The sequence below is a fragment of the Paraburkholderia caffeinilytica genome (assembly GCF_051027425.1).
Lineage (GTDB): Bacteria > Pseudomonadota > Gammaproteobacteria > Burkholderiales > Burkholderiaceae > Paraburkholderia > Paraburkholderia caffeinilytica_A.
Genome location: NZ_CP186552.1, coordinates 2,104,716 through 2,126,358, shown reverse-complemented (window position 1 = coordinate 2,126,358; position 21,643 = coordinate 2,104,716). Strand labels below are relative to the sequence as shown.

Annotated in this window: 16 protein-coding genes; 10 read left to right on the top strand and 6 right to left on the bottom strand. The window is 62.5% G+C overall.

Annotation, left to right across the window (positions count from 1 at the left end):
- Positions 1 to 82 precede the first annotated feature (82 nt).
- The 4 genes from ACOSV0_RS09305 to glcD form a co-directional block, all read right to left on the bottom strand.
- Entirely contained in the window at positions 83 to 487 is a 405-nt protein-coding gene (locus ACOSV0_RS09305) for a heme-binding protein (RefSeq protein ID WP_434110040.1), read from the bottom strand.
- Between the two features lie 19 nt (positions 488 to 506).
- On the bottom strand, positions 507 to 1,835 hold the full coding sequence (gene glcF, locus ACOSV0_RS09300) for a glycolate oxidase subunit GlcF (protein ID WP_434110039.1): 1,329 nt from the start codon (positions 1,833 to 1,835) through the stop codon (positions 507 to 509).
- 103 nt (positions 1,836 to 1,938) lie between these two features.
- On the bottom strand, positions 1,939 to 3,006 hold the full coding sequence (gene glcE / locus ACOSV0_RS09295; RefSeq protein WP_434110038.1) for a glycolate oxidase subunit GlcE: 1,068 nt from the start codon (positions 3,004 to 3,006) through the stop codon (positions 1,939 to 1,941).
- Positions 3,006 to 4,505 carry a glycolate oxidase subunit GlcD gene (glcD, locus tag ACOSV0_RS09290; protein WP_434110037.1) on the bottom strand — a complete coding sequence of 500 codons (1,500 nt, stop codon included), beginning with the start codon at positions 4,503 to 4,505 and terminating at the stop codon, positions 3,006 to 3,008. Before glcD ends, glcE begins: the two co-directional genes overlap by 1 nt.
- Positions 4,506 to 4,757: 252 nt before the next feature.
- On the opposite strand from glcD, the gene glcC reads away from it, so the two are divergent.
- The gene (glcC, locus tag ACOSV0_RS09285) at positions 4,758 to 5,525 is read left to right on the top strand and encodes a transcriptional regulator GlcC (protein WP_434110035.1); all 768 of its coding nucleotides are present in this window, start codon (positions 4,758 to 4,760) and stop codon (positions 5,523 to 5,525) included.
- A 159-nt stretch (positions 5,526 to 5,684) separates the two neighbouring features.
- On the top strand, positions 5,685 to 6,560 hold the full coding sequence (locus ACOSV0_RS09280; RefSeq protein WP_434110034.1) for an MOSC domain-containing protein: 876 nt from the start codon (positions 5,685 to 5,687) through the stop codon (positions 6,558 to 6,560).
- Between the two features lie 123 nt (positions 6,561 to 6,683).
- On the opposite strand, the gene cobA is transcribed toward ACOSV0_RS09280, so the two are convergent.
- The gene (gene cobA / locus ACOSV0_RS09275) at positions 6,684 to 7,511 is read right to left on the bottom strand and encodes a uroporphyrinogen-III C-methyltransferase (protein ID WP_434110032.1); all 828 of its coding nucleotides are present in this window, start codon (positions 7,509 to 7,511) and stop codon (positions 6,684 to 6,686) included.
- 749 nt (positions 7,512 to 8,260) lie between these two features.
- On the opposite strand from cobA, the gene nirB reads away from it, so the two are divergent.
- From nirB to ACOSV0_RS09240, 7 genes are all read left to right on the top strand, one after another.
- The gene (nirB, locus tag ACOSV0_RS09270; protein WP_434110031.1) at positions 8,261 to 10,801 is read left to right on the top strand and encodes a nitrite reductase large subunit NirB; all 2,541 of its coding nucleotides are present in this window, start codon (positions 8,261 to 8,263) and stop codon (positions 10,799 to 10,801) included.
- 36 nt (positions 10,802 to 10,837) lie between these two features.
- Positions 10,838 to 11,191, top strand: a complete 354-nt coding sequence (gene nirD / locus ACOSV0_RS09265) for a nitrite reductase small subunit NirD (RefSeq protein ID WP_434110029.1) — start codon at positions 10,838 to 10,840, stop codon at positions 11,189 to 11,191.
- Between the two features lie 43 nt (positions 11,192 to 11,234).
- Positions 11,235 to 15,434, top strand: coding sequence for a molybdopterin-dependent oxidoreductase (locus tag ACOSV0_RS09260; RefSeq protein WP_434110028.1), 4,200 nt, complete (start codon positions 11,235 to 11,237; stop codon positions 15,432 to 15,434).
- A 190-nt stretch (positions 15,435 to 15,624) separates the two neighbouring features.
- A complete protein-coding gene (locus ACOSV0_RS09255; RefSeq protein ID WP_434110027.1) occupies positions 15,625 to 16,992 on the top strand; it encodes an MFS transporter in 1,368 nt (455 codons plus the stop codon).
- A gap of 100 nt (positions 16,993 to 17,092) precedes the next feature.
- Entirely contained in the window at positions 17,093 to 17,767 is a 675-nt protein-coding gene (locus ACOSV0_RS09250; protein WP_434110026.1) for a type IV pili methyl-accepting chemotaxis transducer N-terminal domain-containing protein, read from the top strand.
- A 122-nt stretch (positions 17,768 to 17,889) separates the two neighbouring features.
- Positions 17,890 to 18,363, top strand: a complete 474-nt coding sequence (locus tag ACOSV0_RS09245; protein ID WP_434110025.1) for an SRPBCC family protein — start codon at positions 17,890 to 17,892, stop codon at positions 18,361 to 18,363.
- Positions 18,347 to 18,715, top strand: coding sequence for an ArsR/SmtB family transcription factor (locus ACOSV0_RS09240; RefSeq protein WP_434110024.1), 369 nt, complete (start codon positions 18,347 to 18,349; stop codon positions 18,713 to 18,715). The genes ACOSV0_RS09245 and ACOSV0_RS09240 overlap by 17 nt, the downstream gene beginning before the upstream one ends.
- A gap of 6 nt (positions 18,716 to 18,721) precedes the next feature.
- Here the strand turns inward: ACOSV0_RS09240 and ACOSV0_RS09235 are convergent, their stop codons facing one another.
- Positions 18,722 to 19,879 (bottom strand): porin, encoded by a 1,158-nt coding sequence (locus tag ACOSV0_RS09235; RefSeq protein WP_434110023.1) that lies wholly within the window; start codon positions 19,877 to 19,879, stop codon positions 18,722 to 18,724.
- 284 nt (positions 19,880 to 20,163) lie between these two features.
- Here ACOSV0_RS09235 and aldA point away from each other — a divergent pair, with 284 nt between their 5' ends.
- Positions 20,164 to 21,588, top strand: a complete 1,425-nt coding sequence (aldA, locus tag ACOSV0_RS09230; RefSeq protein WP_434110022.1) for an aldehyde dehydrogenase — start codon at positions 20,164 to 20,166, stop codon at positions 21,586 to 21,588.
- Positions 21,589 to 21,643: the final 55 nt, after the last annotated feature.

Below are 21,643 nucleotides of genomic sequence, written 5' to 3'. Positions count from 1 at the left end.
ACCGATGAGGGGGCATCGGTCCCGGTTGTGCTTGTTGCTTTTATTGATGGCCGCTTTGAACGAATCCGGACGGATGTCGAACTTAAGCGGCGATCGCGTGAATACCCGCCTTGGCGATTTGCGCGTCCTGATCCGACTTGACGCCCGACACGCCGACCGCACCGACCACCTGGCCGTCGACGATCACCGGCACGCCGCCTTCCAGCGTGCCTTGCAACGGCGCGCTCAGGAATGCCGTGCGGCCGTTGTTGATCATGTCTTCGTACACCTTGGTTTCGCGGCGGCCGATCGCCGACGTGCGGGCCTTTTCGGTCGCGATATACGAGCTGGCCGGCGCGCTGCCGTCCAGACGCAGCATGCCGAGTGGGTGGCCACCGTCGTCGACCACCACGATAGCGACGGCCCACTGGTTCTTCTCGGCTTCCGCGCGGGCGGCTTCGAGGATCCGGGTCGTTTCGGCAACGGTCAAAACGGGTTTGCTCAGCATAATGAATTTCCTGTTTCGTTTATGGTAGGGATGCTTCTACAAGTTCTATCCAGTGGCGCACCGGCGTGCGCCCGGCGCCGTCCAGATGCATCTGGCAACCGATGTTGGCCGTGACGATCATCTCCGGTTTGCCGCTTTCCAGTGCATCGAGCCGGTTGCTGCGTAATTGCTCCGCCAGCTCCGGCTGGGTGATCGAATACGTGCCCGCCGATCCGCAGCACAGATGGGCGTCGGGCACGGCGGTGAGATCGAAGCCGAGCCGTTGCAGGACCGACTCGACCGCGCCGCCCAGCTTCTGCGCATGCTGCAACGTGCAGGGGCAGTGAAACGCGATTTTCCGCGGGGCCTCGCTTGGCAACTTCGCTGGCAACTTCGCTGGAAACTCCGCTGACAACTGCGTTGACTCTTGCACCGACCCCCGCGTAGACAATTCCGCCGGCGATTGACTCGCCTGCAACTGATCGAGCGGCTCGTTAGCCAATACCTCCACGAGGTCTCGCGTCAGTTCGCTGACCCGCTGCGCTTTTGACGCATAGCCGGGGTCGTCGCGCAACAGATGCCCGTATTCCTTGACGAACGCGCCGCAGCCACTCGCGGTTTGCACGATCGCCTCGACGCCGGCCTCGATGGCGGGCCACCACGCGTCGATATTGCGCCGTGCCCGCGCAAGGCCTGCCTCTTGCGCATTCAGATGATAATCGGTCGCTCCACAGCAGCCGGCCCGCCTGGCATTCACGATGCTGATGCCCAGCCGGTCCAGCACACGCGCGGCGGCCGCGTTGGTGTTCGGCGACAGCGCGGGTTGCACGCAGCCTTCCAGCATCAGCATTTTGCGCGGATGCCGCGACGCCGGCCTCAGTTTTGTCCCTGCGTTTGCCTGAGCACCTTGCTTGGGGATTTTACGTCCAAGCGCGGCCGGAAGAAACGGCCGTATGGCCCGGCCGGTTTTTAGCAACGCATCGAACACCGCCGGATTCGGGATCGCACGGCGCAAACCCTCGCGCAGCAGGCGTTCCGACGCAGGGCGAACAATCCGCCGCTCCAGCTCGGCGCGGCCGATATCGAGCAGCGCGTGATAGGTCACGCCCGACGGGCAAGTGGTTTCACAATTGCGGCAACTCAGGCAACGGTCGAGGTGCAACTGGGTTTTCTGCGTGACCGGCTCGCCTTCCAGCATCTGTTTGATCAGATAAATGCGGCCGCGCGGCCCGTCGAGTTCGTTGCCGAGCAACTGATAGGTCGGACAGGTCGCGTTGCAGAAGCCGCAATGTACGCACGAGCGCAGGATCTGTTCGGCTTCGTCGGCACGTGACAGGGTTTTGGCGGCGTCGCTTAGATTGGTTTGCATGGTGTCGTTTGCTTTCAGGGCTTCACAGGTCGATGCGCGGAGGACAAGGCCCGCAGGCCAGGCGCAGGCCAGGACTCACAGGCCGGTGTTCACCGGCTGGCATTCACAGACCGGCATAAAGGCGGCCGGGGTTGAAGAGGCCGCGTGGGTCGAGTTGCTGCTTCAACTGCTGATGAAAGCGCAACAGCGCTTCCGGCAGCGGTGTGAACGGCTCGGCGTCCGCATGCGGCGTGAAGCAGGTCGCGTGGCCACCCGCGGCATGCGCGATCTGCCGGATCGTCGCGGCCGGCGCGTCGCTTTTCAGCCAGCGCTGCGCGCCGGCCCAGTCGAGCAGCGCGTCGCCGGGCAAACGCGTCAGCGGCGCAGCGTTCGGCAGCGAGAGGCGCCACAACGGGCGCGGGTCGTCGAAAAATGCCAGACGGTGCTCACGCAGCGCGTCCCAGAACCGCACGTCGAGTTCGGCGCCGCCGATGCGGTCCACGGCCGAGGCCACCGACCCGGTGCCGCCTTCGAGCCTCACGTGCAATCGTCCGTCGGCATGACAGGCGCCGCTGATCGGCAACGCTGCCTTGCGCCACGCGGACAATTCGCGCAGCGCTTCGCCTGCGTCGAGATCGAGCGTGAGACTGCCGATCGCGCGCGGCTTCGGCAACACCTTGAGCGACACTTCGGCGATCAGGCCGAGGCAGCCGAAGCTGCCGGCCATCAGGCGCGAGACGTCGTAGCCCGCGACGTTCTTCATCACTTCGCCGCCAAAGCGCAGCTGTTTGGCGCGACCCGTAATGACGCGGCAACCCAGCACGAAATCGCGCACCGAACCGGACCATGGCCGGCGCGGACCGGCGAGACCGGCGGCAACCGTTCCGCCGACGGTGGCCGCGCCGTCGAAAGCCGGTGGCTCGCAAGGCAGCATCTGACCGGCGGCGTCGAGCGCGGCGTTCAATTCAGCGAGTGGCGTCCCGGCACGCGCGGTGATCACGAGTTCGGTCGGGTCGTAGCTGACGATGCCGCGATGCGAGCGCGTGTCGATTGGCACACCGTGCACCGGGCGCCCGAGAAACGCCTTGCTGTTGCCGCCGCGGATTTTCAGCGGCGTGCCGTTTGCCCATGCCTGGGAGACTTCGGCGACGAGCCGTTCGCTGTCGTCCATCGATACCGGTTCGATCCGCATCAGAAACGCTCCAGTTCAGGAAAGGGCAGTGCGCCGTGGTGGACATGCATCGAGCCGAATTCGGCGCAGCGGTGCAGGGTCGGCACGTTCTTGCCGGGGTTCAGGAGGCTGCTCGGGTCGAAGGCGGCTTTCAGCGCGTGGAAGAAACTCAGTTCGTCGTTATTGAACTGCGCGCACATCTGGTTGATCTTTTCGCGGCCCACGCCGTGTTCGCCGGTGATGCTGCCGCCCACCGCCACGCAGAGTTCGAGGATCTTCGCGCCGAGGGTTTCGGCGCGTTCGGTTTCGCCGGGTGCGTTGGCATCGAACAGGATCAGCGGATGCATGTTGCCGTCGCCTGCGTGAAACACGTTGGCTACGCGCAGGCCGTATTCGGTCGAGAGGTCTTCGATGCCTTTGAGCACACGCGGCAATTCGCGGCGCGGGATCGTGCCGTCCATGCAGTAGTAATCCGGCGAGATGCGGCCCACGGCAGGGAACGCGTTCTTACGGCCGGCCCAGAAACGCTGGCGTTCGGCCTCGTCTTTCGCGAGCCGGATGTCGGTTGCGCCCGCCGCGCGCAGCAGCGCGTCGACCCGCTCCACGTCTTCCTGCACGTCGCTTTCCGCACCGTCGACTTCGCACAGCAGGATCGCTTCGGCATCGACCGGATAGCCTGCGTGGATGAAGTCTTCCGCGGCGCGGATCGCGAGGTTGTCCATCATTTCGAGGCCGCCCGGGATCACGCCCGCGCCGATGATCTGCGCGACCGCCGCGCCGGCTTTCTCGACGTCGTCGAAACTGGCGAGCAGTACCCTGGCGCTTTGCGGCCGGGTAAGCAGTTTCACGGTGACTTCGGTGACGATGCCGAGCATGCCTTCCGAGCCGGTGAAAAGCGCGAGGAAATCGAAGCCGGGTGCGTCCAGTGCATCCGAGCCGAGTGTGATGCGCTCGCCGTCGATCGTGAGAATCTCGAGCTTCAGGATGTTGTTGACGGTCAGCCCGTACTTCAGACAGTGCACGCCGCCCGCGTTTTCCGCGACATTGCCGCCGATCGAGCAGGCAATCTGCGACGAGGGGTCCGGCGCGTAGTACATGCCATGGGGCGCGGCAGCTTGCGAGATCGCGAGATTGCGCACGCCGGGCTGCACGCGGGCGATGCCGGCTTCGGGATCGACGTCGAGAATCCGGTTGAAACGCGCCATCACCAGCAGAATGCCTTTGTCCAACGGCAGTGCGCCGCCCGACAAACCGGTGCCGGCGCCGCGCGCGACCACTGGAATCTTCTGGGCATGGGCGAATTTCAGCAGCGCCTCGACCTGTTCGACCTTGTCGGGCAGCGCGACCAGCATCGGCGTCGCGCGATAGGCGGCGAGGCCGTCGCATTCGAACGGACGCAGATCCTCCTGCTCATGGAGGAGTTGCAGATCGGGGATCAGCGCTTGCAGTTGCGCGACGACCGCGGATTTGTCGTGCGTTGCGAGCGCGCCGTCGATGCGCTCGTCGTAGTGATAGCTCATGGGGAGTCTCCTGGTGCCGCGCGAACCTGGCGGTCATACCCGTCCGTGGGCACGGGCGCGCGAGCGTGTCTCAGGCGGGATTGTTGCGGCGATGGGCGTTGATGTCGACAGGTGAAGCAAGTGGTCGTACCAGTTTTTGATTGGGTATTTTCTGGGTTTTCATCAGAAAATAGCTTATTCGTGTGGGTTACAGCGGATACCCATAGAGCTTGCGTGTTAGCATTTAAAAGTGGTCATACCAGTGGAATTGCAATGCGGACAGCGGATCAGGAAAGCGCACGGCAGGTGGCGGATGTCGTTGCCGAGCGTATCGAACGATTGATTGTCGACGGCGTGCTGAAAACGGGGCAGGCGCTGCCGTCGGAGCGGCGCCTCACCGACAAGCTCGGCGTATCGCGCACGGCGCTGCGCGAAGGGCTCAAGCTCCTGCGGGCGCGCGGCATCATCGAGACTTCGCACGGCAAGGGCTCGTTCGTCGCGAGCCTCACCGCGCAACCCACGCTCACGCCGATGATGCATCTGCTCGGTTCGCAGCCGCGCACGCTCTACGATCTGTTCGAAGTGCGCGCCTTGCTCGAAGCGGAATCCGCACGGCTTGCGGCGCTGCGCGGCACGCCCGCCGACTTCGTGCTGATCACGCGACGCTACGAGGAAATGCTAGCGGCGCACGGCAAGGAGACGAGTGCGTCCACCCATGCGCGGCTCGATCACGCGTTTCATCTGGCGATTTGCGAGGCCTCGCATAACCCGGTGCTGGTGCATACCTTGAGCACGCTGACCGATCTGCTGCTGAGTTCGGTGTTCGCGTCGGTGAACAATCTTTATCACCGCGAGCCGCAAAAGAAGGTCATCGATCGTCAGCATGCACGGCTCTATAACGCCGTCACCGGCAAGCTGCCCGAACAGGCGCGTAAGGCGGCGGCCGATCACATCCATAGCGTATGTGCGAACCTGCGGGAAATCGAACAGGAAGAGCAGCGGCTCGTGCGCGCAACGCTTCGGCTGGAAGGCTGGGAATAGCGGCACGGCGGTTTTCGCTCGAAGGCGCGGCATCACGTGCGCAACGTTTTCAACGCGGGCGGTGCAGGCGGGATGCAGATGGGCGCCACAACGCTGCCAATATGCGCTTTACAATCAGGCATTAACACAAGAAATCGCGTGTTCCCCACGCTCCATATCATGCCTACGATCAGCGAGCTGTTTGTCTATCCGATCAAATCCTGCGCCGGCATTGCGCTCAATGAAGCGCGCCTGCTCGCCACCGGCCTCGAATACGATCGATGCTGGATGGTCACCGACCCGGGCGGCGCGATGCTCACGCAGCGCGCGTATCCACGCATGGCGCTGATCAAAGTCGAGTTAGGCGAACGTGAGCTCGTGATCCGTGCGCCGGGCATGAGCGAATTGCGCACGCCGTTCGACGCCGCCGCACTCGGCGCACCGCCCAAAGTCCAAACCGAGGTATGGCACGACGCGGCCTACGGGCTCGACACCGGTGAAGAAAGCGCGGCATGGTTTTCCGCGTTTCTCGGCGTGCCGGCGCGCCTGCTGCGCTTCGATCCCGAGCGCGCACGGATAGTCGATCCCGACTATACCGGCAGCGTCGGCCGCGCCACCACGCATTTCGCCGATGGTTTTCCGCTACTGGTGATCGGCCAGGCCTCGCTCGACGACCTGAACGTGCGCCTGAACAGGAAGGGCGCGCCGTCGATTCCGATCAACCGGTTTCGCCCCAACGTCGTGCTGGCGGGACTCGATGCCTACGAGGAGGATTATGTCGAGAGCCTGAGCGTCGAAGGCGCAGAGGATGAGGCCGTGCAACTGCAACTGGTCAAGCCGTGCTCGCGCTGTCCGATGCCGACCATCGATCAGACGAAGGGCGCGCCCGATCCCGACTGGCCGAACGAACCCACCGACACGATGAGCGTTTACCGGGCGAATCCGCAGCGCGGAGGCGCGTTGACGTTCGGCAACAATGCAATCGTCGTGCGAGGAGCGGGGGCGTGGCTGAGGGTCGGGCAAGCGGTCGAGGCCGAATTGGGTTTTGGCGATTAGAGCGCGGTTCGGTTTCCATATCTGCAAGCGGGTCATCTGCACGCACGGCGGCACGCTCGATATCAGATCGTCCGCCGGGGACGGCACCGCATTCGTTGCTAGCTTGCCGATCGGCGAGTGAGTTCAAGCGGCTCGCACGATTGCCTCGTCTGCCACGAACGCCTCAACCCGCATGGCCGCCCGGTCTTCGCACGATTCCTTGCTGCCCTCACTCCCGCGCTCGACGCTCTCGCCGATCGCACTTCCCACCAGAATCACCGCCGGGCTGCCGAAGCCCGCACTCGTGGCGTCGGCGGCCAGTCGATCGAGACGCGTCAGCAAGCGCCGCTCATTGGCGCCGCCTGCCCATTGCACGACGGCGGCCGGGGTGTCGGCAGGCAGGCTCGCCAGCAACGCCGTGGCAAGGCTCTCGATGCGCCGCATCCCCATATAGATGGCCAGTGTGGTGCGAGTCGCGGCAAGAGCGGCCCAATCCGGCTCGCCGTGATCTTCCGTGTGCGCCGTGATGAAGCTCACGCCATGGCAGTGGCGGCGATGCGTCAGCGAAATGCCGAGGCCCGCGGCCGCTGCAAAGCCAGACGAGATGCCATTGACGATTTCCACCTGAATGCCCGCGCCGCGCAATGCGGCGAGTTCTTCACCGGCGCGTCCGAACAGCAGCGCCTCGCCGCCTTTTACGCGGACCACATGCAAACCCTTGAGCGCGTAGCGCTGCATCAGGCGTTCGATGAACGCCTGCGGCGTCGAGCGGCAGCCGCCGCGTTTGCCGACGCGAATCACACGCGCCTGCGGCGCCAGCGTGACGATCTCGGGATTGGCGAGGTCGTCGAGCAGCACGACATCCGCGGCCGCCAGTGCTTTGGCCGCCCTGAGCGTAAGCAAGTCGAGGTCGCCCGGGCCGGCGCTCAATAATGTGACCTTGCCTGCGCGCGCGCCGATCGTTGTATTCATCGCGATGTCCCTGGTTTTCCTGAAGGCTGACGGCCGCGGGACCGTCAGCGCCAAATAAAAACGGCGTCCGCCCGTGAAGATCACGAGGGGACGCCGTTGTCCGTTTACTGCTCATTATCGTTAATCGAAGCGATGCACTGCCGTGTGCTTCGCCTGAGGTTCGGTTCGGGGTTTGCTTGAGTTTTGCCCTGAATTTCACCCGTCCCCGGCTGCGTTGCCGGGAGACTCTCACCGCTCAATCACGCAAATACCGGGCCATCGCGCGAAAACATTCACGCAAGGCTTGCCATGTTGCGCCGTCAGGCCGACCAAAAGGCACCCGCAAGGCACCGGCAAGTCATCGGCAAGGCAGCGGCAACGTACCGGCAATGCACGCACCGGGTGCTCGCTGCTCGCACGCGTACAGTGCTGCGTCGCACCATCCATGTGCTTCGCTGCATCAAAACGTGCCGCGCATCATGCCGGCAGAACGCGCGTGCCATTCGCCGCCAGGCCACGCGCCACGGCGCTTCAGCGGGAATTTCGTGCAATTGGCACAGCCTTTGCATTATGGCTTGCCAGCGGATCAACGTAGATCCGTCGTGAGTGCAACAACAAAGTACTCGCTGCAACACAGGTCAGGACAACGGCGTCCCCCGAATTCAGTCATCGACTGGGTTCGCGGGACGCCGTTTTTATTTCCGGAATCGCTTTCGTCCAGATGCCCCACGTCAGCGATCGAAGCCCAGCACATTGAGGAAGCCGCGGTCATGAAAATCATCGTTATCGGTCACGGGATGGTCGGCCACAAACTGGTCGAGTGCCTGGCACAGGACGCGGCCCATGGCCTCGACATCACTGTGCTGTGCGAGGAATCCCGGCCGGCATACGACCGCGTGCACCTGTCCGAATTCTTCTCGGGCAAGACGGCGGACGATCTGTCGCTCGTCGAGCCGGGCTTCTTCGAACGCCAGAACGTCCTGCTCAAACTGAATGCGAAAGCCGTGGCGATCGATCGCGACGCGCGCACGGTGACGGTATCGACCGGTGAAACGTTGCCCTACGACAAGCTGGTGTTCGCCACCGGCTCCTATCCGTTCGTGCCGCCCGTGCCGGGCCGCGAGCGGGCCGACTGCTTCGTCTACCGCACCATCGACGACCTCGAAGCCATGCAGGAATGCGGCGCGCGTTCGAAGACCGGCACGGTGGTCGGCGGCGGTCTGCTGGGTCTCGAATGCGCGAAGGCATTGCGCGACATGGGTCTGGAAACGCATGTGGTCGAATTCGCGCCGCGCCTGATGGCGGTGCAGGTGGACGATGGCGGCGGCCGCGTGCTGCGCACCAGGATCGAAGAACTCGGCCTGACGGTCCATACGCAGAAGAACACTTCGGCGATTGTGGACGGCGAGAACGGCACGCACCGCATGCAATTCGCCGACGGCAGTTTCCTCGATACCGACATGATCGTGTTCTCAGCGGGCATTCGGCCGCGTGACGACCTCGCACGCGAAAGCGGCCTCGTGCTCGGCGAACGCGGTGGCATCGTGATCGACAACGCGTGCCGCACCAGCGACCCGCACATCTATGCGATCGGCGAGTGTGCGCTGTGGAACGGTCAGCTGTTCGGCCTCGTTGCGCCCGGTTACGACATGGCGCGCACGGTGGCGAAGCAACTGCTCGGCGATTCGGCAGAATTCGCCGGCGCCGATATGAGCACCAAACTGAAGCTGATGGGCGTGGACGTTGCCAGCATCGGCGATGCGCACGGCAAGACGCCGGGCAGCCGCACCTATCAGTTCAGCGACGAACGTAAGCAGATCTACAAGAAGCTGGTGGTGTCCGAGTGCGGCAAGTATCTGCTCGGCAGCGTGATGGTCGGCGACGCAAGCGAGTACGGCACGCTGCTGCAGATGATGCTGAACCGGATCGAATTGCCGGAGTCGCCTGAATTCCTGATTCTGCCTTCGTCCGACGGTCAGGCGAAACCGGCGCTCGGCGTCGAGGCCTTGCCCGCCGCCGCGCAGATCTGCTCGTGCAACAACGTCTCGAAGGGCGACCTGTGCGCCGCCGTTTGCGCGGGCGCGACCGACATCGGCGCATTGAAATGCGCGACCCAGGCCGGCACTTCGTGCGGCGGCTGCGTGCCGCTCGTCACCCAGGTGATGAAGGCCGAGATGAAGAAGCAGGGCCTCGCGGTCAACAACCACTTGTGCGAACACTTCCCGTATTCACGTCAGGAGCTGTATCACATCGTGCGCGTGGAAGGCATGCGCAACTTCGGCGAATTGCTGGCGAAGCACGGACACGGCCTGGGCTGCGATATCTGCAAGCCGGCCGTGGCGAGCATTCTCGCGTCGTGCTGGAACGAATTCGTGCTGAAGAAGGAGCACGCCTCGCTGCAGGACACCAACGACTACTACCTCGCGAATATTCAGCGCGACGGTACCTATTCGGTGGTGCCGCGCATGGCAGGCGGTGAAGTGACGCCTGACGGCTTGATCGCGGTGGGCCAGGTGGCGAAGAAATACGGTCTCTACACGAAGATCACCGGCGGCCAGCGCGTCGACCTGTTCGGTGCGCGGGTCGAGCAACTGCCGTTCATCTGGGAAGAACTGATCGCGGCCGGTTTCGAGTCGGGCCATGCATACGGAAAATCGCTGCGCACGGTGAAGTCGTGCGTCGGTTCGACGTGGTGCCGCTACGGTGTCGGCGATTCGGTGGGCCTCGCGGTCGAACTCGAGAACCGCTACAAGGGCCTGCGCACGCCGCACAAGATCAAGTTCGGCGTATCCGGCTGCACGCGCGAATGCGCGGAAGCACAAGGCAAGGACGTCGGCATCATCGCCACCGAGAAGGGCTGGAATCTCTACGTTTGCGGCAACGGCGGCATGAAACCGCGTCACGCAGAGTTGCTCGCCTCGGACCTCGATCAGGAAACGCTGGTGCGGTACATCGACCGCTTCCTGATGTTCTACGTGCGCACGGCAGACCGTTTGCAACGCACCAGCGTGTGGCGCGACAACCTCGAGGGCGGCCTCGAGTATCTGGTCGACGTGGTCGTCAACGATCGCCTGGGTGTGGCCGCGGAACTCGAAATGGACATGCAGCACATTGTCGACACCTACGAATGCGAATGGAAGAAGGCCGTCACCGATCCCGAGACGCGCAAGCGCTTCCGTCACTTCGTCAATAGCAACGAGCCGGACAGCAATGTCGCGTTCGTCGAGGAGCGCGGCCAGATCCGGCCCGCAACCACGGCCGAGCGGCGCTCGAAGCTCGCTTCGATTCCCGTGGTTGTCGAAACCGTCTGATTCTCTTTTTTGCGTCGTTCACCGAGGACTTCCGCCATGAACCTTGACCGCCTTCCGCTTGCCTGGACACCGGTTTGCCCGCTCGACGAGATCGTTCCCAACACGGGTGTGTGCGCGCTCGTCAACGGTGAGCAGGTCGCCGTATTTCACGTGGATAACGGCGACGCGGACAGCATCGTGTATGCGATCGAAAACTACGATCCGGGCTCGCAAGCGGCGGTGCTCTCACGTGGCCTGATCGGCAATCTCGGCGAGCGTCTCGTGGTTGCTTCGCCGATCTACAAGCATCACTTCGATCTGCGCACCGGCGAGTGCCTTGAAACACCGGCGTATTCCGTCAGCGCGTTCACCGCGCGGGTGGAAGACGGGCAGGTGTGGGTCGCGATGTGAGTCATTGATTGTTTATTAACCTTGCCGAGCGATACCGACTGCCATGTCCTCCAGTAGCGTAAAAACGGTGTGCCCCTACTGCGGCGTCGGCTGCGGAATGGTGCTGCACGTCGAGGACGGGCAGGTCGTGAAAATATCCGGCGACAAGGAACATCCGGCTAACTTCGGACGGCTGTGCACGAAGGGGCAGTCGGCGCACGTCGCGCTGCGCAAGTCGGGGCGTCTGGAAGGCGCGTTCGTGCGTCATGCACGCGACCAGGACCCGGTGCCGTTGCCGATGGCGCAGGCAATCAGCGACACGGCGGCGCGTTTGCGCGGCCTGCTCGATGCACATGGACCGGACGCGCTCTCGTTTTATGTGTCCGGGCAGATGTCGATCGAGGCGCAGTATCTCGTCAACAAGCTCGCGAAGGGCTTTGTAGGCACCAACAACATCGAATCGAATTCGCGTCTGTGCATGGCAAGCGCGGGCAGCGGCTATAAGCTTTCGCTCGGCGCGGACGGCCCGCCAGGGTCGTATGAAGATATCGATCACGCCGACCTGTTCTTCGTGATCGGCGCGAATATGGCCGACTGTCACCCGATTCTGTTCCTTCGCATGATGGATCGCGTGAAGGCCGGCGCCAAACTGATCGTGGTCGATCCGCGCCGTAATACGACGGCTGACAAGGCCGATCTCTTTCTGCAGATCAAACCGGGCACCGATCTGGCTCTGCTCAATGGCCTGCTGCATCTTTTGCACGAAAACGGCCATACGGATGCGTCGTTTATCGCTGACGCTACCCAAGGCTGGGACGCGATGCCCGCTTTTCTCGCGGACTACACGCCGGAGAAAGTCGCGAAAATTACGGGGCTCACCGCCGGGGATATCCGCCGGGCCGCCCAGATGATCGGCGCCGCGCCGGAGTGGATGAGCTGCTGGACCATGGGTCTGAATCAGAGCACGCACGGCACGTGGCACACCAACGCGATCTGCAATCTGCATCTCGCTACCGGCAAGATCTGCCGCCGCGGCAGCGGTCCGTTCTCATTGACGGGTCAGCCCAACGCGATGGGCGGACGTGAAATGGGCTACATGGGCCCGGGTTTGCCGGGACAGCGTTCGGTCCTGGTCGAAGAAGACCGCGCATTTATCGAAGATCTGTGGAGCCTTCCGAAGGGCACGCTGAGGACCGAAGTCGGCAACGGAACGATCGATATGTTCACCCGCATGGCCGCGGGCGAGATCAAGGCGTGCTGGGTCATCTGCACCAATCCGGTGGCGAGTGTCGCGAATCGTCAGAACGCTATCGCTGGATTGCGCGCGGCGGAGCTTGTGATTTCGCAGGACGCCTTCCTCGATACCGAGACCAACCGTTACGCCGACGTGTTGTTGCCCGGCGCGCTATGGGCCGAGGCCGAAGGCGTGATGATCAACTCGGAGCGCAACCTGACGCTGATGCAGAAGGGCATCGAGCCGCCGGGCGCCGCGTTGCCGGATTGGCAGATCATCGCGCGTGTTGCCTGCGAAATGGGTTTCGTCGATGCGTTCACCTATGCGAGCGTCGAAGAAGTTTTCGCGGAAATTACCCGCGTGTCGAATCCGAAAACGGGATACGACTTGCGCGGCGCGAGCCATCGCCGTTTGAAGGATTCGCCGTTGCAATGGCCGCTTGCCGCCGATGACACGGCTGACCGCAATCCGATTCGCTATCTCAACGACGGTGTCAGCCAGACGCTGAAGGAACTGCCCGACGGTAGCCGCCCGCGGTTGGTGTTTCCGACCGCAAGCGGCAAAGCGGTGTTCTTTGCCCGTGCCTTTGCGGCCCCGGCCGAATTGCCGGATCGGGAGTTTCCCATCGTGTTGAACACGGGTCGCTTGCAGCATCAATGGCACACCATGACCAAGACCGGCAAGGTCGCGATGCTCAACAAGCTGAACCCGGGTCCGTTCGTCGAGATTCATCCCGAAGATGCGGCCACGCTCGGCATCAAGGCCAAAGATCCGGTCGAAATCCGCTCGCGCCGCGGACGCGCCGTGTTGCCCGCCGTCGTCACGGAGCGCGTGCAGGCAGGCAACTGCTTTGCGCCAATGCACTGGAACGATGTGTTCGGCGACGACCTGTGCATCAACGCAGTCACCAGCGACGCAATCGATCCGATCTCGCAGCAACCCGAACTCAAGTTTTGCGCGGTTGCGCTGAGCCGGGTTGCGGTTGAAGCCATCGAGCCGATTTCGATTACCGATGACGAGACGCTTACCGACGAGCCTGCCGTTGCAGCCGGCGCCATGCCGGCGAGCGCTATATCGGCAAACGCCGAGGAACAGGACATGCCCCGTATCGAAGCACTTTCCCGTTTGTTGCAACTTCCGCAGACACCCGCACCATCGTTCACGGAGACCGAGCGGGTGTATCTGAGCGGTTTCGTCAGCGGCCTGCGTTCGGCTGAAGTACAGGGCATCGTCAGCGTGCCGGTCTTGCCGGGCAGCGCACCGTTTGAGCAGAGCAAGCGTCTGTATGTGGACGGTTTGCTGGCCGGACTTTATAGCCACGGCGGAATGAATATGGCCGCCCCTGTGGGTGCGTTTGCCGCGCCGCAGTCCGACACGCACGCTTCCGGCGTACGCATTGTGCGCGTACGGCCTAAAGTCACGCTGCTGTGGGCCTCGCAAACCGGCAACACCGAATCGCTTACCGAGCGCTATGCCACGCGTCTGATGGAGTCGCGGTTCGAAATTCGCACGTCATGCATGGCGGACTATCAGGTCTCGGCCCTCGCGAAATCGCAATACGTCCTGCTCATGACGAGCACGTTCGGCGACGGCGATCCGCCTGATAACGCACAAAGTTTCTGGTCTCAACTGAACAGCGATTCAGCGCCGCGTCTCGAAGGCGTGCGCTATGCAGTGCTCGCGCTGGGCGATCGCAACTACGATCAGTTCTGCGGCCACGGCCGCCGGCTCGACGAGCGTTTTGCCGAGCAGGGCGCGCTGCGTCTGATGGATCGCGTCGACTGCGACAGCGAGTATCAGGAGAGCGCCGACGCGTGGCTTGAACGCATCATCGTGCGCATCAACGAAGAAGATGCGGCGCTGCATGCCGTGCCGCCGGGCGGCATGATCAACGCCGTGGTGCCTGGCGCCGTGCCGACCAAAACGCGGCCGGCCGCATCGCGGCTCGTCAGGAACCTGCAACTGAACAAGCAGGGCGCGGCGAAGGATACGCGCTACTTCTCGTTGAGCGCGGGCGACTCGGGTATCGAATATGAAGCGGGCGATGCGCTGGGCGTATGGCCGAGCAATTGCCCCGAACTGGTCGACGAATTGATCAGCTTGAGCGGCGTGAGCGCCGAGGCCGCGGTCAATGTGTCAGGCGTCGGCGAAATGCGTCTCGCCGATGCGCTCGGCAAGCACTACGAAATCGCGCGTCCCAGCCCGGATGCGCTCGCGTTTATCGCCGCGCGCAGTACCAACAGTTCACTGCGCGATCTGTTGATGCCGGAGCGCAAGTCCGATCTCAAACAATGGCTTTGGGGTCAACAACTCGCCGACGTGCTCCACGAATTTCCAGTGACGCTGACGGCCACCGAACTGACCGGCATGCTCAAGCGTCTGCAGCCGCGTTTGTACTCGATCGCATCGAGTCCGAAGGCGCATCCCGGCGAAGTTCATCTGACGGTTTCCGCGGTTCGCTACAGCAACGGCCGCCGCCAGCGCAAGGGCGTTTCGTCGACGTTTCTCGCCGATCGGGCAGGCGATGTCAGCGTGCCGGTATTCGTGCAGAAATCTGCGCATTTTCGTCCTCCTCATGTTTCGGATACGCCGATCATCATGGTTGGTCCCGGCACCGGCGTTGCACCGTTTCGTGGCTTTCTGCACGAGCGGTGTGCACGCGGCGACAAGGGGCGTAACTGGCTGTTCTTCGGCGAGCAACATGCGGCCACGGATTTCTACTATCGCGACGAACTTGAAGCGATGCGCGACAGCGGTGTACTGACCCGGCTCGACGTGGCGTTCTCACGCGATCAAACGGAAAAGATCTATGTACAGGACCGCATGCGCGAGCAGGGTGCGCAATTGTGGGCATGGCTCGAAGAAGGTGCGCATTTCTACGTCTGTGGCGACGCAAGCCGGATGGCGAGAGACGTCGACGCGACGCTCAAGCATGTGGTCGCGCAGCACGGTGGCATGAGCGAAGAAAAGGCTAACGATTATGTGACCCGTTTGGCGCAAGAAAAGCGCTACGTACGCGACGTTTATTGATTTTTTAAGCAGATCCGATTCGTGCGATATCCATGTTTTAAGTAATCCGTAGTAATGCATCAGCAGATTAACCCGGATGGCATGGAGATTGCATGTGAAAGCCGGTATTCAACATCGTGACCGTTTCGGTGCGCCGTGCCAGGCGCAGTGAATCTGGTGATCGAACAATCAGCATATGTGAGGATGTCTAATGAAAAACGTGATGAGCTCCCTGAAGAGCGGGGATTGGCGAGCGCTAGTGGCGTGTTTTCTCTATTTCGACACGGGCTTCACCGTTTGGGTGCTATACGGGCCGCTCGCGCCGTTCATCAGCAAGAGCATTGCGATGACACCCGCACAACAAGGTTTGCTGGTGGCCGTGCCGGTGCTGTCGGCGGCAATTCTGCGCGTGACGCTCGGTAACCTGTATCAATCGGCACACGGCAAGCGCATCGCGTTGATGGGCGTATTGCTCTCGGCCGTGCCGACCATCGTGCTGCCGCTGCTGCCATCCGTGCCGTCGTACACTGTGCTGCTGGTACTCGGTGTCTTCCTCGGCGTGGGCGGTGCGAGCTTCGCCGTGGCGCTGCCGATGGCGGGGAGCAACTATCCGCCGAAGGTGCAGGGCCTGGTGCTCGGTCTTGCCGCAGCCGGCAACATCGGCGCGGTGCTCGACGGCTTCATGTTCCCGCAACTCGCTACCCACTACGGCTGGCAAATGGCGACCGCCGGCGCATTGCCGTTGCTCGCGATTGCCGCGATCACGCTGTACTTCTGGGCCAACGATTCCGGTATCAAATCGGGCAGCGTGCTGCGCGCGTTCGGCAGCTTTGCGGTCACGCTCGTGGGTTTGATCGTGCTCGTGCTGCTGGTCGAAGCGGGCCTGTTCGGCTCGGGAAAAACCGGTGTGCTGCTGTTGCCGGTGATCGGCGCATTGCTTGCGATTGCGGTGCTGCCCAAGCGCTATCGCACCGTGCTGGGCGAGCGCGACACGTGGGTGATCATGCTGGTGTACAGCATCACCTTCGGCGGTTTTGTCGGCATGTCCTCGTATGTTTCGCTGCTGTTGACCAACCTGTATCAACTCTCGAAGATCGACGCGGGTCTGTTCATGGCGCTGCTTGCCGCAACCGGCGCGATCGTGCGGCCGTTGGGTGGCCTGATCGCCGACAAGGTGTCAGGCGTGCGCGCATTGACCATCCTGCTGGCCATCATTTCGCTGTGTGACTTCGTGTTCGCCGCCGCCATGCCTTCGATGGTGGGCGGGATCGCACTGCTGGTGTGTCTGTACGTGGCCTTCGGTCTCGGCAACGGCGCGACCTTCCAACTGGTGCCGCATCGTTGGGCAGGCCGCACTGGTTTGATGTCGGGCATTGTCGGTGCCGCTGGCGGCATCGGCGGATTCTATCTGCCGGTCGTGATGGGCATCGCGAAGGAAAGCACGGGCAGCTATCAGATGGGCTTTGCGACCTTCGGTGCGCTGGCGGCTTGCGCGTTCCTCGCGATCGTCGCGCTGCGCCGTCCGTGGATGGCGTGGTCCATGCACGCCAACGTGATGCATGCTCACGCAACGGAGTAATGCAATCCGGCATCCGCGCCGCAGTGTAACTGTCGATGGTGGTTTCGCGGCGCGGGTGCCGGTCGGCACGAAGGGGTCAATCGAATCATAAGAAGATGACATGAGCATCACGAAAGAACGGGTTCAGGCACCGCTGTCCGAAGCGGATGTCTCAAGTGAAGTATTGAGCTCGTTGATCAACACGGCAGGTCGCCAGCGGATGCTGTCGCAACGCATTGTGTTGCAATCGATGTTGGCGTTTCAACAGTTCGACGGTGCAATCGCAATCGCGCGCGAAACCTTGCGCACGTTTTCGGACAGCCACACGGCGTTGATGCAGGGCCGCGACGGTTTGCCCGGACTATTCTCGCCGGCGTTGCGCGAAGCTTTTCACGGCAGCGGGAACGTCGCGCAGAAAATCACGGACTTTATCGCGCTGGCTACGGTGGCGTTGGATGCGATCGAAAGCGCTTCGCCGCGCGCCAAAGAAGCACTGAACACGTTGATCGGTTGCGTCGATCCGTTGTTGACGCATCTGCATGCCGTGACCGCCGTCTACGAGCAGGAAAGCCGGCGCATTGCGCGGGCGCAGAAGAAAGGTCAACAGGATCTCGTCGAGCGGATCAAGGCGATCGCAAAGGAAGCGCATATCGTCTCGTTCAACGGTCAGATCGTGGCAAGCCGCTCTAATGTGACCGGCCGGGAGTTCGCCGTCATAGCGGGGGTGATGACTTCCATCACCAAAGAACTGGAGTCTGTGGTGAGCGCGTTTGTGCAAAAGACTTCGGCGGGATAAGCAAGCGCCTGTTGCGATCCGTTTCGCCGTCCCTCGGCGGAAAGACTGGGGGGCTGAAAATATGCAGGCAAATACTTGCATGTTGCCAATTGCGAGCCTAATATGCAGTCAGGAGGCTGCATATGAACTCATCGTCTGACTCATCCACCGATCGCATCGAAAAACAGATTCTGCTGAAGGCGCCGCGCTCGCGTGTGTGGCGCGCGGTGTCCAACGCCGAGGAATTCGGCAAATGGTTTTGCGTGGATTTCAGCGGCAAACAGTTTGTTGCCGGGCAGTCCGTGCAAGGCAACATCACGTATCCCGGCTACGAACATCTCGTTATGGACGTGCTGGTCGAGCGGGTAGAGCCGGAGCATCATCTGTCGTTTCGCTGGCATCCGGCCGCGGTGGATATCTCGGTCGACTATTCGCCGGAGCCCACCACGCTGGTCGTATTCGAGCTGAGCGAGGTCGACTCGGGCACCTTGCTGCGCGTGATCGAATCGGGCTTCGACCGGATTCCGGCCGCACGGCGTGAAGAGGCGTTCCGTATGAATAGCGGCGGCTGGGAACAGCAGTTGGTCAACATCGAAAAGCATGTCGCCAAAGGGTAAGCCCGCGGCTGCCGTCAATGCACGTACGAAGGCAGCCATACTGCGAAGCTCCGCGCAGATCTTTGCGGCGCTCGGCGATGAAACGCGCCTGCGTCTGATCGCCCTGTTGTGCGCGGGCAGTGCGATGTCGATCGCGCAGTTGACCGCCGGCACGGAGATCACGCGGCAGTCGGTCACGCAGCATTTGCAGGTGCTGGCTAATGCGGGCCTCGTGCGCGACGTCAAGGTGGGCCGTGAACGCTTATGGGCGTTCGAACCGGCACACCTCGACGAAGCGCGGCGCGCGCTCGAATCGATTTCGCGGCAGTGGGATCACGCGCTGCTGCGATTGAAGGCGGCGGTGGAAGAGTGAGATTTCCTAGAACTTGTGCCGCAGCGCAACCCGCACAGCCACCTGATTCCCCGTCGACGACGGCGCCTGCACACCCGGAATGAACGCGTCGTCGAGAATCGAGTGGGTCGAATCGCCCGCAACCTTCTGATATTCGCCCTGCACGTACACATCCGTGCGTTTGGACAGGTTGTAATCCGCCATCAAGCCGACCGAGTGAATCTTCGGCTTTACGCTACCCGTCGACGCATCGTAGTTTTCCATCGTGTACACATACTGCGCGCCGATAAAGAAGGCCGGCGTGAACTGGTATTTGCCGTTCACTTCGAAATTCTGGTACTTCAGCGTATTCAACCTGACACCGGACGCCGCCAGCGGAATGCCGATATAGCCGTTGCCGGTCGGGTCTTTATAGTTTGAGTTGGTGTAAGCAAAACCGGCGGTCGCCGCACCGAACGTGTAGTTGATGCCACCGCCGAACACCCGCATGCGTCCCGCGATGAAGCTCGCGTCGTTCGCGGTGATCGCGCCGGTCGAGCCCGCGCCCGGATTGTTCGCCTGCAGGTACGCGGCCGCGATCAGCAGCCCGCCGTTCGCGTACTGACCGCCAAAGCTATAGGCGCGGTTATTCGCGAAGTTGGTGTCGTTACTGAAACTGTACACACCCCCGAACTGGAAGCCCGCGATCTCCGGGCTCGCGTACTTCACGCTGTTGCCGAGGCGGAACGAGTTGTCCGTGTTGTCGTTGTCGTACGGGTGTGCGAACAGGTAGCCGGCCCAGTTGCCGTTGGCGGTGGTCTGCGCGAGATAGTCGACCACCGAATCGTACTGGCGTCCGAGCGTGACCGTGCCGAACCGGTCGTCGCTCAGGCCTACGTAGGCCTGACGGCCGAACATGCGGCCGCCCTGGCCAAGCCGCCCCGAGCTCACGTCGAAGCCGTTTTCCAGCTGGAACACGGCCTTCATGCCGCCGCCCAGATCTTCCGAACCCTTCATGCCCCAGCGGCTGCCTTGGGCATAGCCGCTCGCCATTTCCCAGACCGCGCCGCGCCCGGCGTTGTTGGTGTAGTCGATGCCTTCATCCAGCACGCCGTACAGGGTCACGCTGCTTTGCGCGAAGGCGGACGGGGCCGTCAGCGAGGCGAGTGCGGCGATTACCGCGGTGGCGATGACATTCTTTTTCATTGTGAGCTCCAGACATTGGTAATGAGCGGCCCCAACGGTTCGAAACGGGGTTCGACCGCTTGCAAAGGCCGCTGCTTATTGGCAAAGCCCGGATTCTGCTATTCGGAATGAGATTCGCGTATGAGGCACATCCCTGGATAAACGTGATTTTTTCGAATGTTTGTCCCGCGAATTATTCGCTTGTGGCACGCCGTGCCGGAGAGAAAAATTCCGGTCATGCACCTTTGGCATGAAGGCGATAGCCGAAGGCAATGCGCCACCGCACCAGGTTTTCAGGAGACGACATGCGACTCGATCGTAATTTTGCTAACGGCCGCTTTATCGACGCGGCAAGCGACGAGCTCATTGCCGTCACCAACCCTGCCACCGAAGCCGTGATTGCCCATGTCACGGGCGCGACCCAGGCCGAGGCTATCGCCGCGGTCGACGCCGCCGCGGCCGCCCAGAAGGGCTGGCGCAAGCTGCCATCGGCCGAGCGCGCGGTCTATCTGCACAAACTCGCCGACGCGCTCACCGAATGCGCGCCCGCCATTGGCGCGGCGCTTGCGCTGGAGTCGGGCAAGAGTGTTGCCGACGCCACCAACGAAGCGATCTACGCCGGCCAGATCACCCGCTACCACGCCGAATGGGCGCGCCGCATCGAAGGCGAAGTGATTCCGAGCGACACGCCCGACGAAAACCTCGTGTTGCATCGCGAACCGATCGGCGTGGTCGCGTGCCTGATCCCGTTCAATTACCCGGTCTATACGTTCATGCGCAAGGTGGCGCCCGCGCTGATCGCCGGTAACACCGTGGTGGTGCGCCCGAGCAACAACACGCCGACCTCCGCGTTCGAGATCGCGAAGGCCGTTGAGAAGGCCGGGCTTCCGGCCGGCGTCGTGAACATTCTCGCGATGAACCATGCGACCGCCGAGGCGCTTTGCACGCATCCGAAGGTCGGCATGATCACGCTGACCGGCAGCGTCGGCGCAGGCCGCAAGGTCCTCGAATACTGCAAGGCGAACATCGCCAAACCGTCGCTCGAACTGGGCGGCAAGACGCCCGCGATTATCGAGGCCGATGCCGATCTGGAGAAAGCCGCGCGCGATCTGGTCGCCTCCAAAACCACCCACTGTGGGCAGCTTTGCACGGCGATCGAACGCGTCTATGTGCAGGAAAGCGTGCATGACCGTTTCGTCGCGCTGCTGAAGAAGCACATGAGCGCGGTGGAAAGCGGCGATCGCAGCGAACAGCCGTCGCTGATGGGGCCGCTCGTCAACGAGGCATCGCGCCAGTCGATTCACGGCATGGTCGAACGCGCGATTGCGGCGGGCGCCACGCTCGAAACCGGCGGCAGGCTGCCGCAAGGCAAGGGCTTTTTCTATCCGGCCACGTTGTTGTCGAACTGCCGTCAGGACATGGAAATCATCCAGGAAGAGACCTTCGGTCCGATCATGCCGGTCGTCAAATACCGCACGCTCGACGAAGCGCTGGAGATGGCCAATGACCATCAGTTCGGTTTGTCGTCGGTGCTTTATACCGAGAACTACCGCAGCGCGATGAAGATCGCCAACGGCATCGAGGCAGGTGAGTTGTATGTGAACCGTACACCGGCCGATCCCTATCAAGGTTTTCACGCGGGCTGGAAACGCTCGGGTCTCGGTGGTGACGATGGCAAGCACGGCATGCTCGAATTCACGCAAACCCGTCTTGTGGTCATGAAGTACTGAAGCTGGAACAGGCGCGTGCCGCGCGATTCGGAGTAGGCGGCACGCGTTGCATTGA

What these genes read in the sequence shown, in the direction of transcription:
- cobA (WP_434110032.1), bottom strand. Translation starts at nt 7,511, where the DNA reads ATGAATACAACGATCGGCGCGCGCGCAGGCAAGGTCACATTATTGAGC.
- aldA (WP_434110022.1), top strand. Translation starts at nt 20,164, where the DNA reads ATGCGACTCGATCGTAATTTTGCTAACGGCCGCTTTATCGACGCGGCA.
- ACOSV0_RS09245 (WP_434110025.1), top strand. Translation starts at nt 17,890, where the DNA reads ATGAACTCATCGTCTGACTCATCCACCGATCGCATCGAAAAACAGATT.
- ACOSV0_RS09305 (WP_434110040.1), bottom strand. Translation starts at nt 487, where the DNA reads ATGCTGAGCAAACCCGTTTTGACCGTTGCCGAAACGACCCGGATCCTC.
- glcF (WP_434110039.1), bottom strand. Translation starts at nt 1,835, where the DNA reads ATGCAAACCAATCTAAGCGACGCCGCCAAAACCCTGTCACGTGCCGAC.
- glcE (WP_434110038.1), bottom strand. Translation starts at nt 3,006, where the DNA reads ATGCGGATCGAACCGGTATCGATGGACGACAGCGAACGGCTCGTCGCC.
- glcD (WP_434110037.1), bottom strand. Translation starts at nt 4,505, where the DNA reads ATGAGCTATCACTACGACGAGCGCATCGACGGCGCGCTCGCAACGCAC.
- ACOSV0_RS09260 (WP_434110028.1), top strand. Translation starts at nt 11,235, where the DNA reads ATGTCCTCCAGTAGCGTAAAAACGGTGTGCCCCTACTGCGGCGTCGGC.
- nirB (WP_434110031.1), top strand. Translation starts at nt 8,261, where the DNA reads ATGAAAATCATCGTTATCGGTCACGGGATGGTCGGCCACAAACTGGTC.
- glcC (WP_434110035.1), top strand. Translation starts at nt 4,758, where the DNA reads ATGCGGACAGCGGATCAGGAAAGCGCACGGCAGGTGGCGGATGTCGTT.
- ACOSV0_RS09250 (WP_434110026.1), top strand. Translation starts at nt 17,093, where the DNA reads ATGAGCATCACGAAAGAACGGGTTCAGGCACCGCTGTCCGAAGCGGAT.
- ACOSV0_RS09240 (WP_434110024.1), top strand. Translation starts at nt 18,347, where the DNA reads ATGTCGCCAAAGGGTAAGCCCGCGGCTGCCGTCAATGCACGTACGAAG.
- ACOSV0_RS09235 (WP_434110023.1), bottom strand. Translation starts at nt 19,879, where the DNA reads ATGAAAAAGAATGTCATCGCCACCGCGGTAATCGCCGCACTCGCCTCG.
- nirD (WP_434110029.1), top strand. Translation starts at nt 10,838, where the DNA reads ATGAACCTTGACCGCCTTCCGCTTGCCTGGACACCGGTTTGCCCGCTC.
- ACOSV0_RS09280 (WP_434110034.1), top strand. Translation starts at nt 5,685, where the DNA reads ATGCCTACGATCAGCGAGCTGTTTGTCTATCCGATCAAATCCTGCGCC.
- ACOSV0_RS09255 (WP_434110027.1), top strand. Translation starts at nt 15,625, where the DNA reads ATGAAAAACGTGATGAGCTCCCTGAAGAGCGGGGATTGGCGAGCGCTA.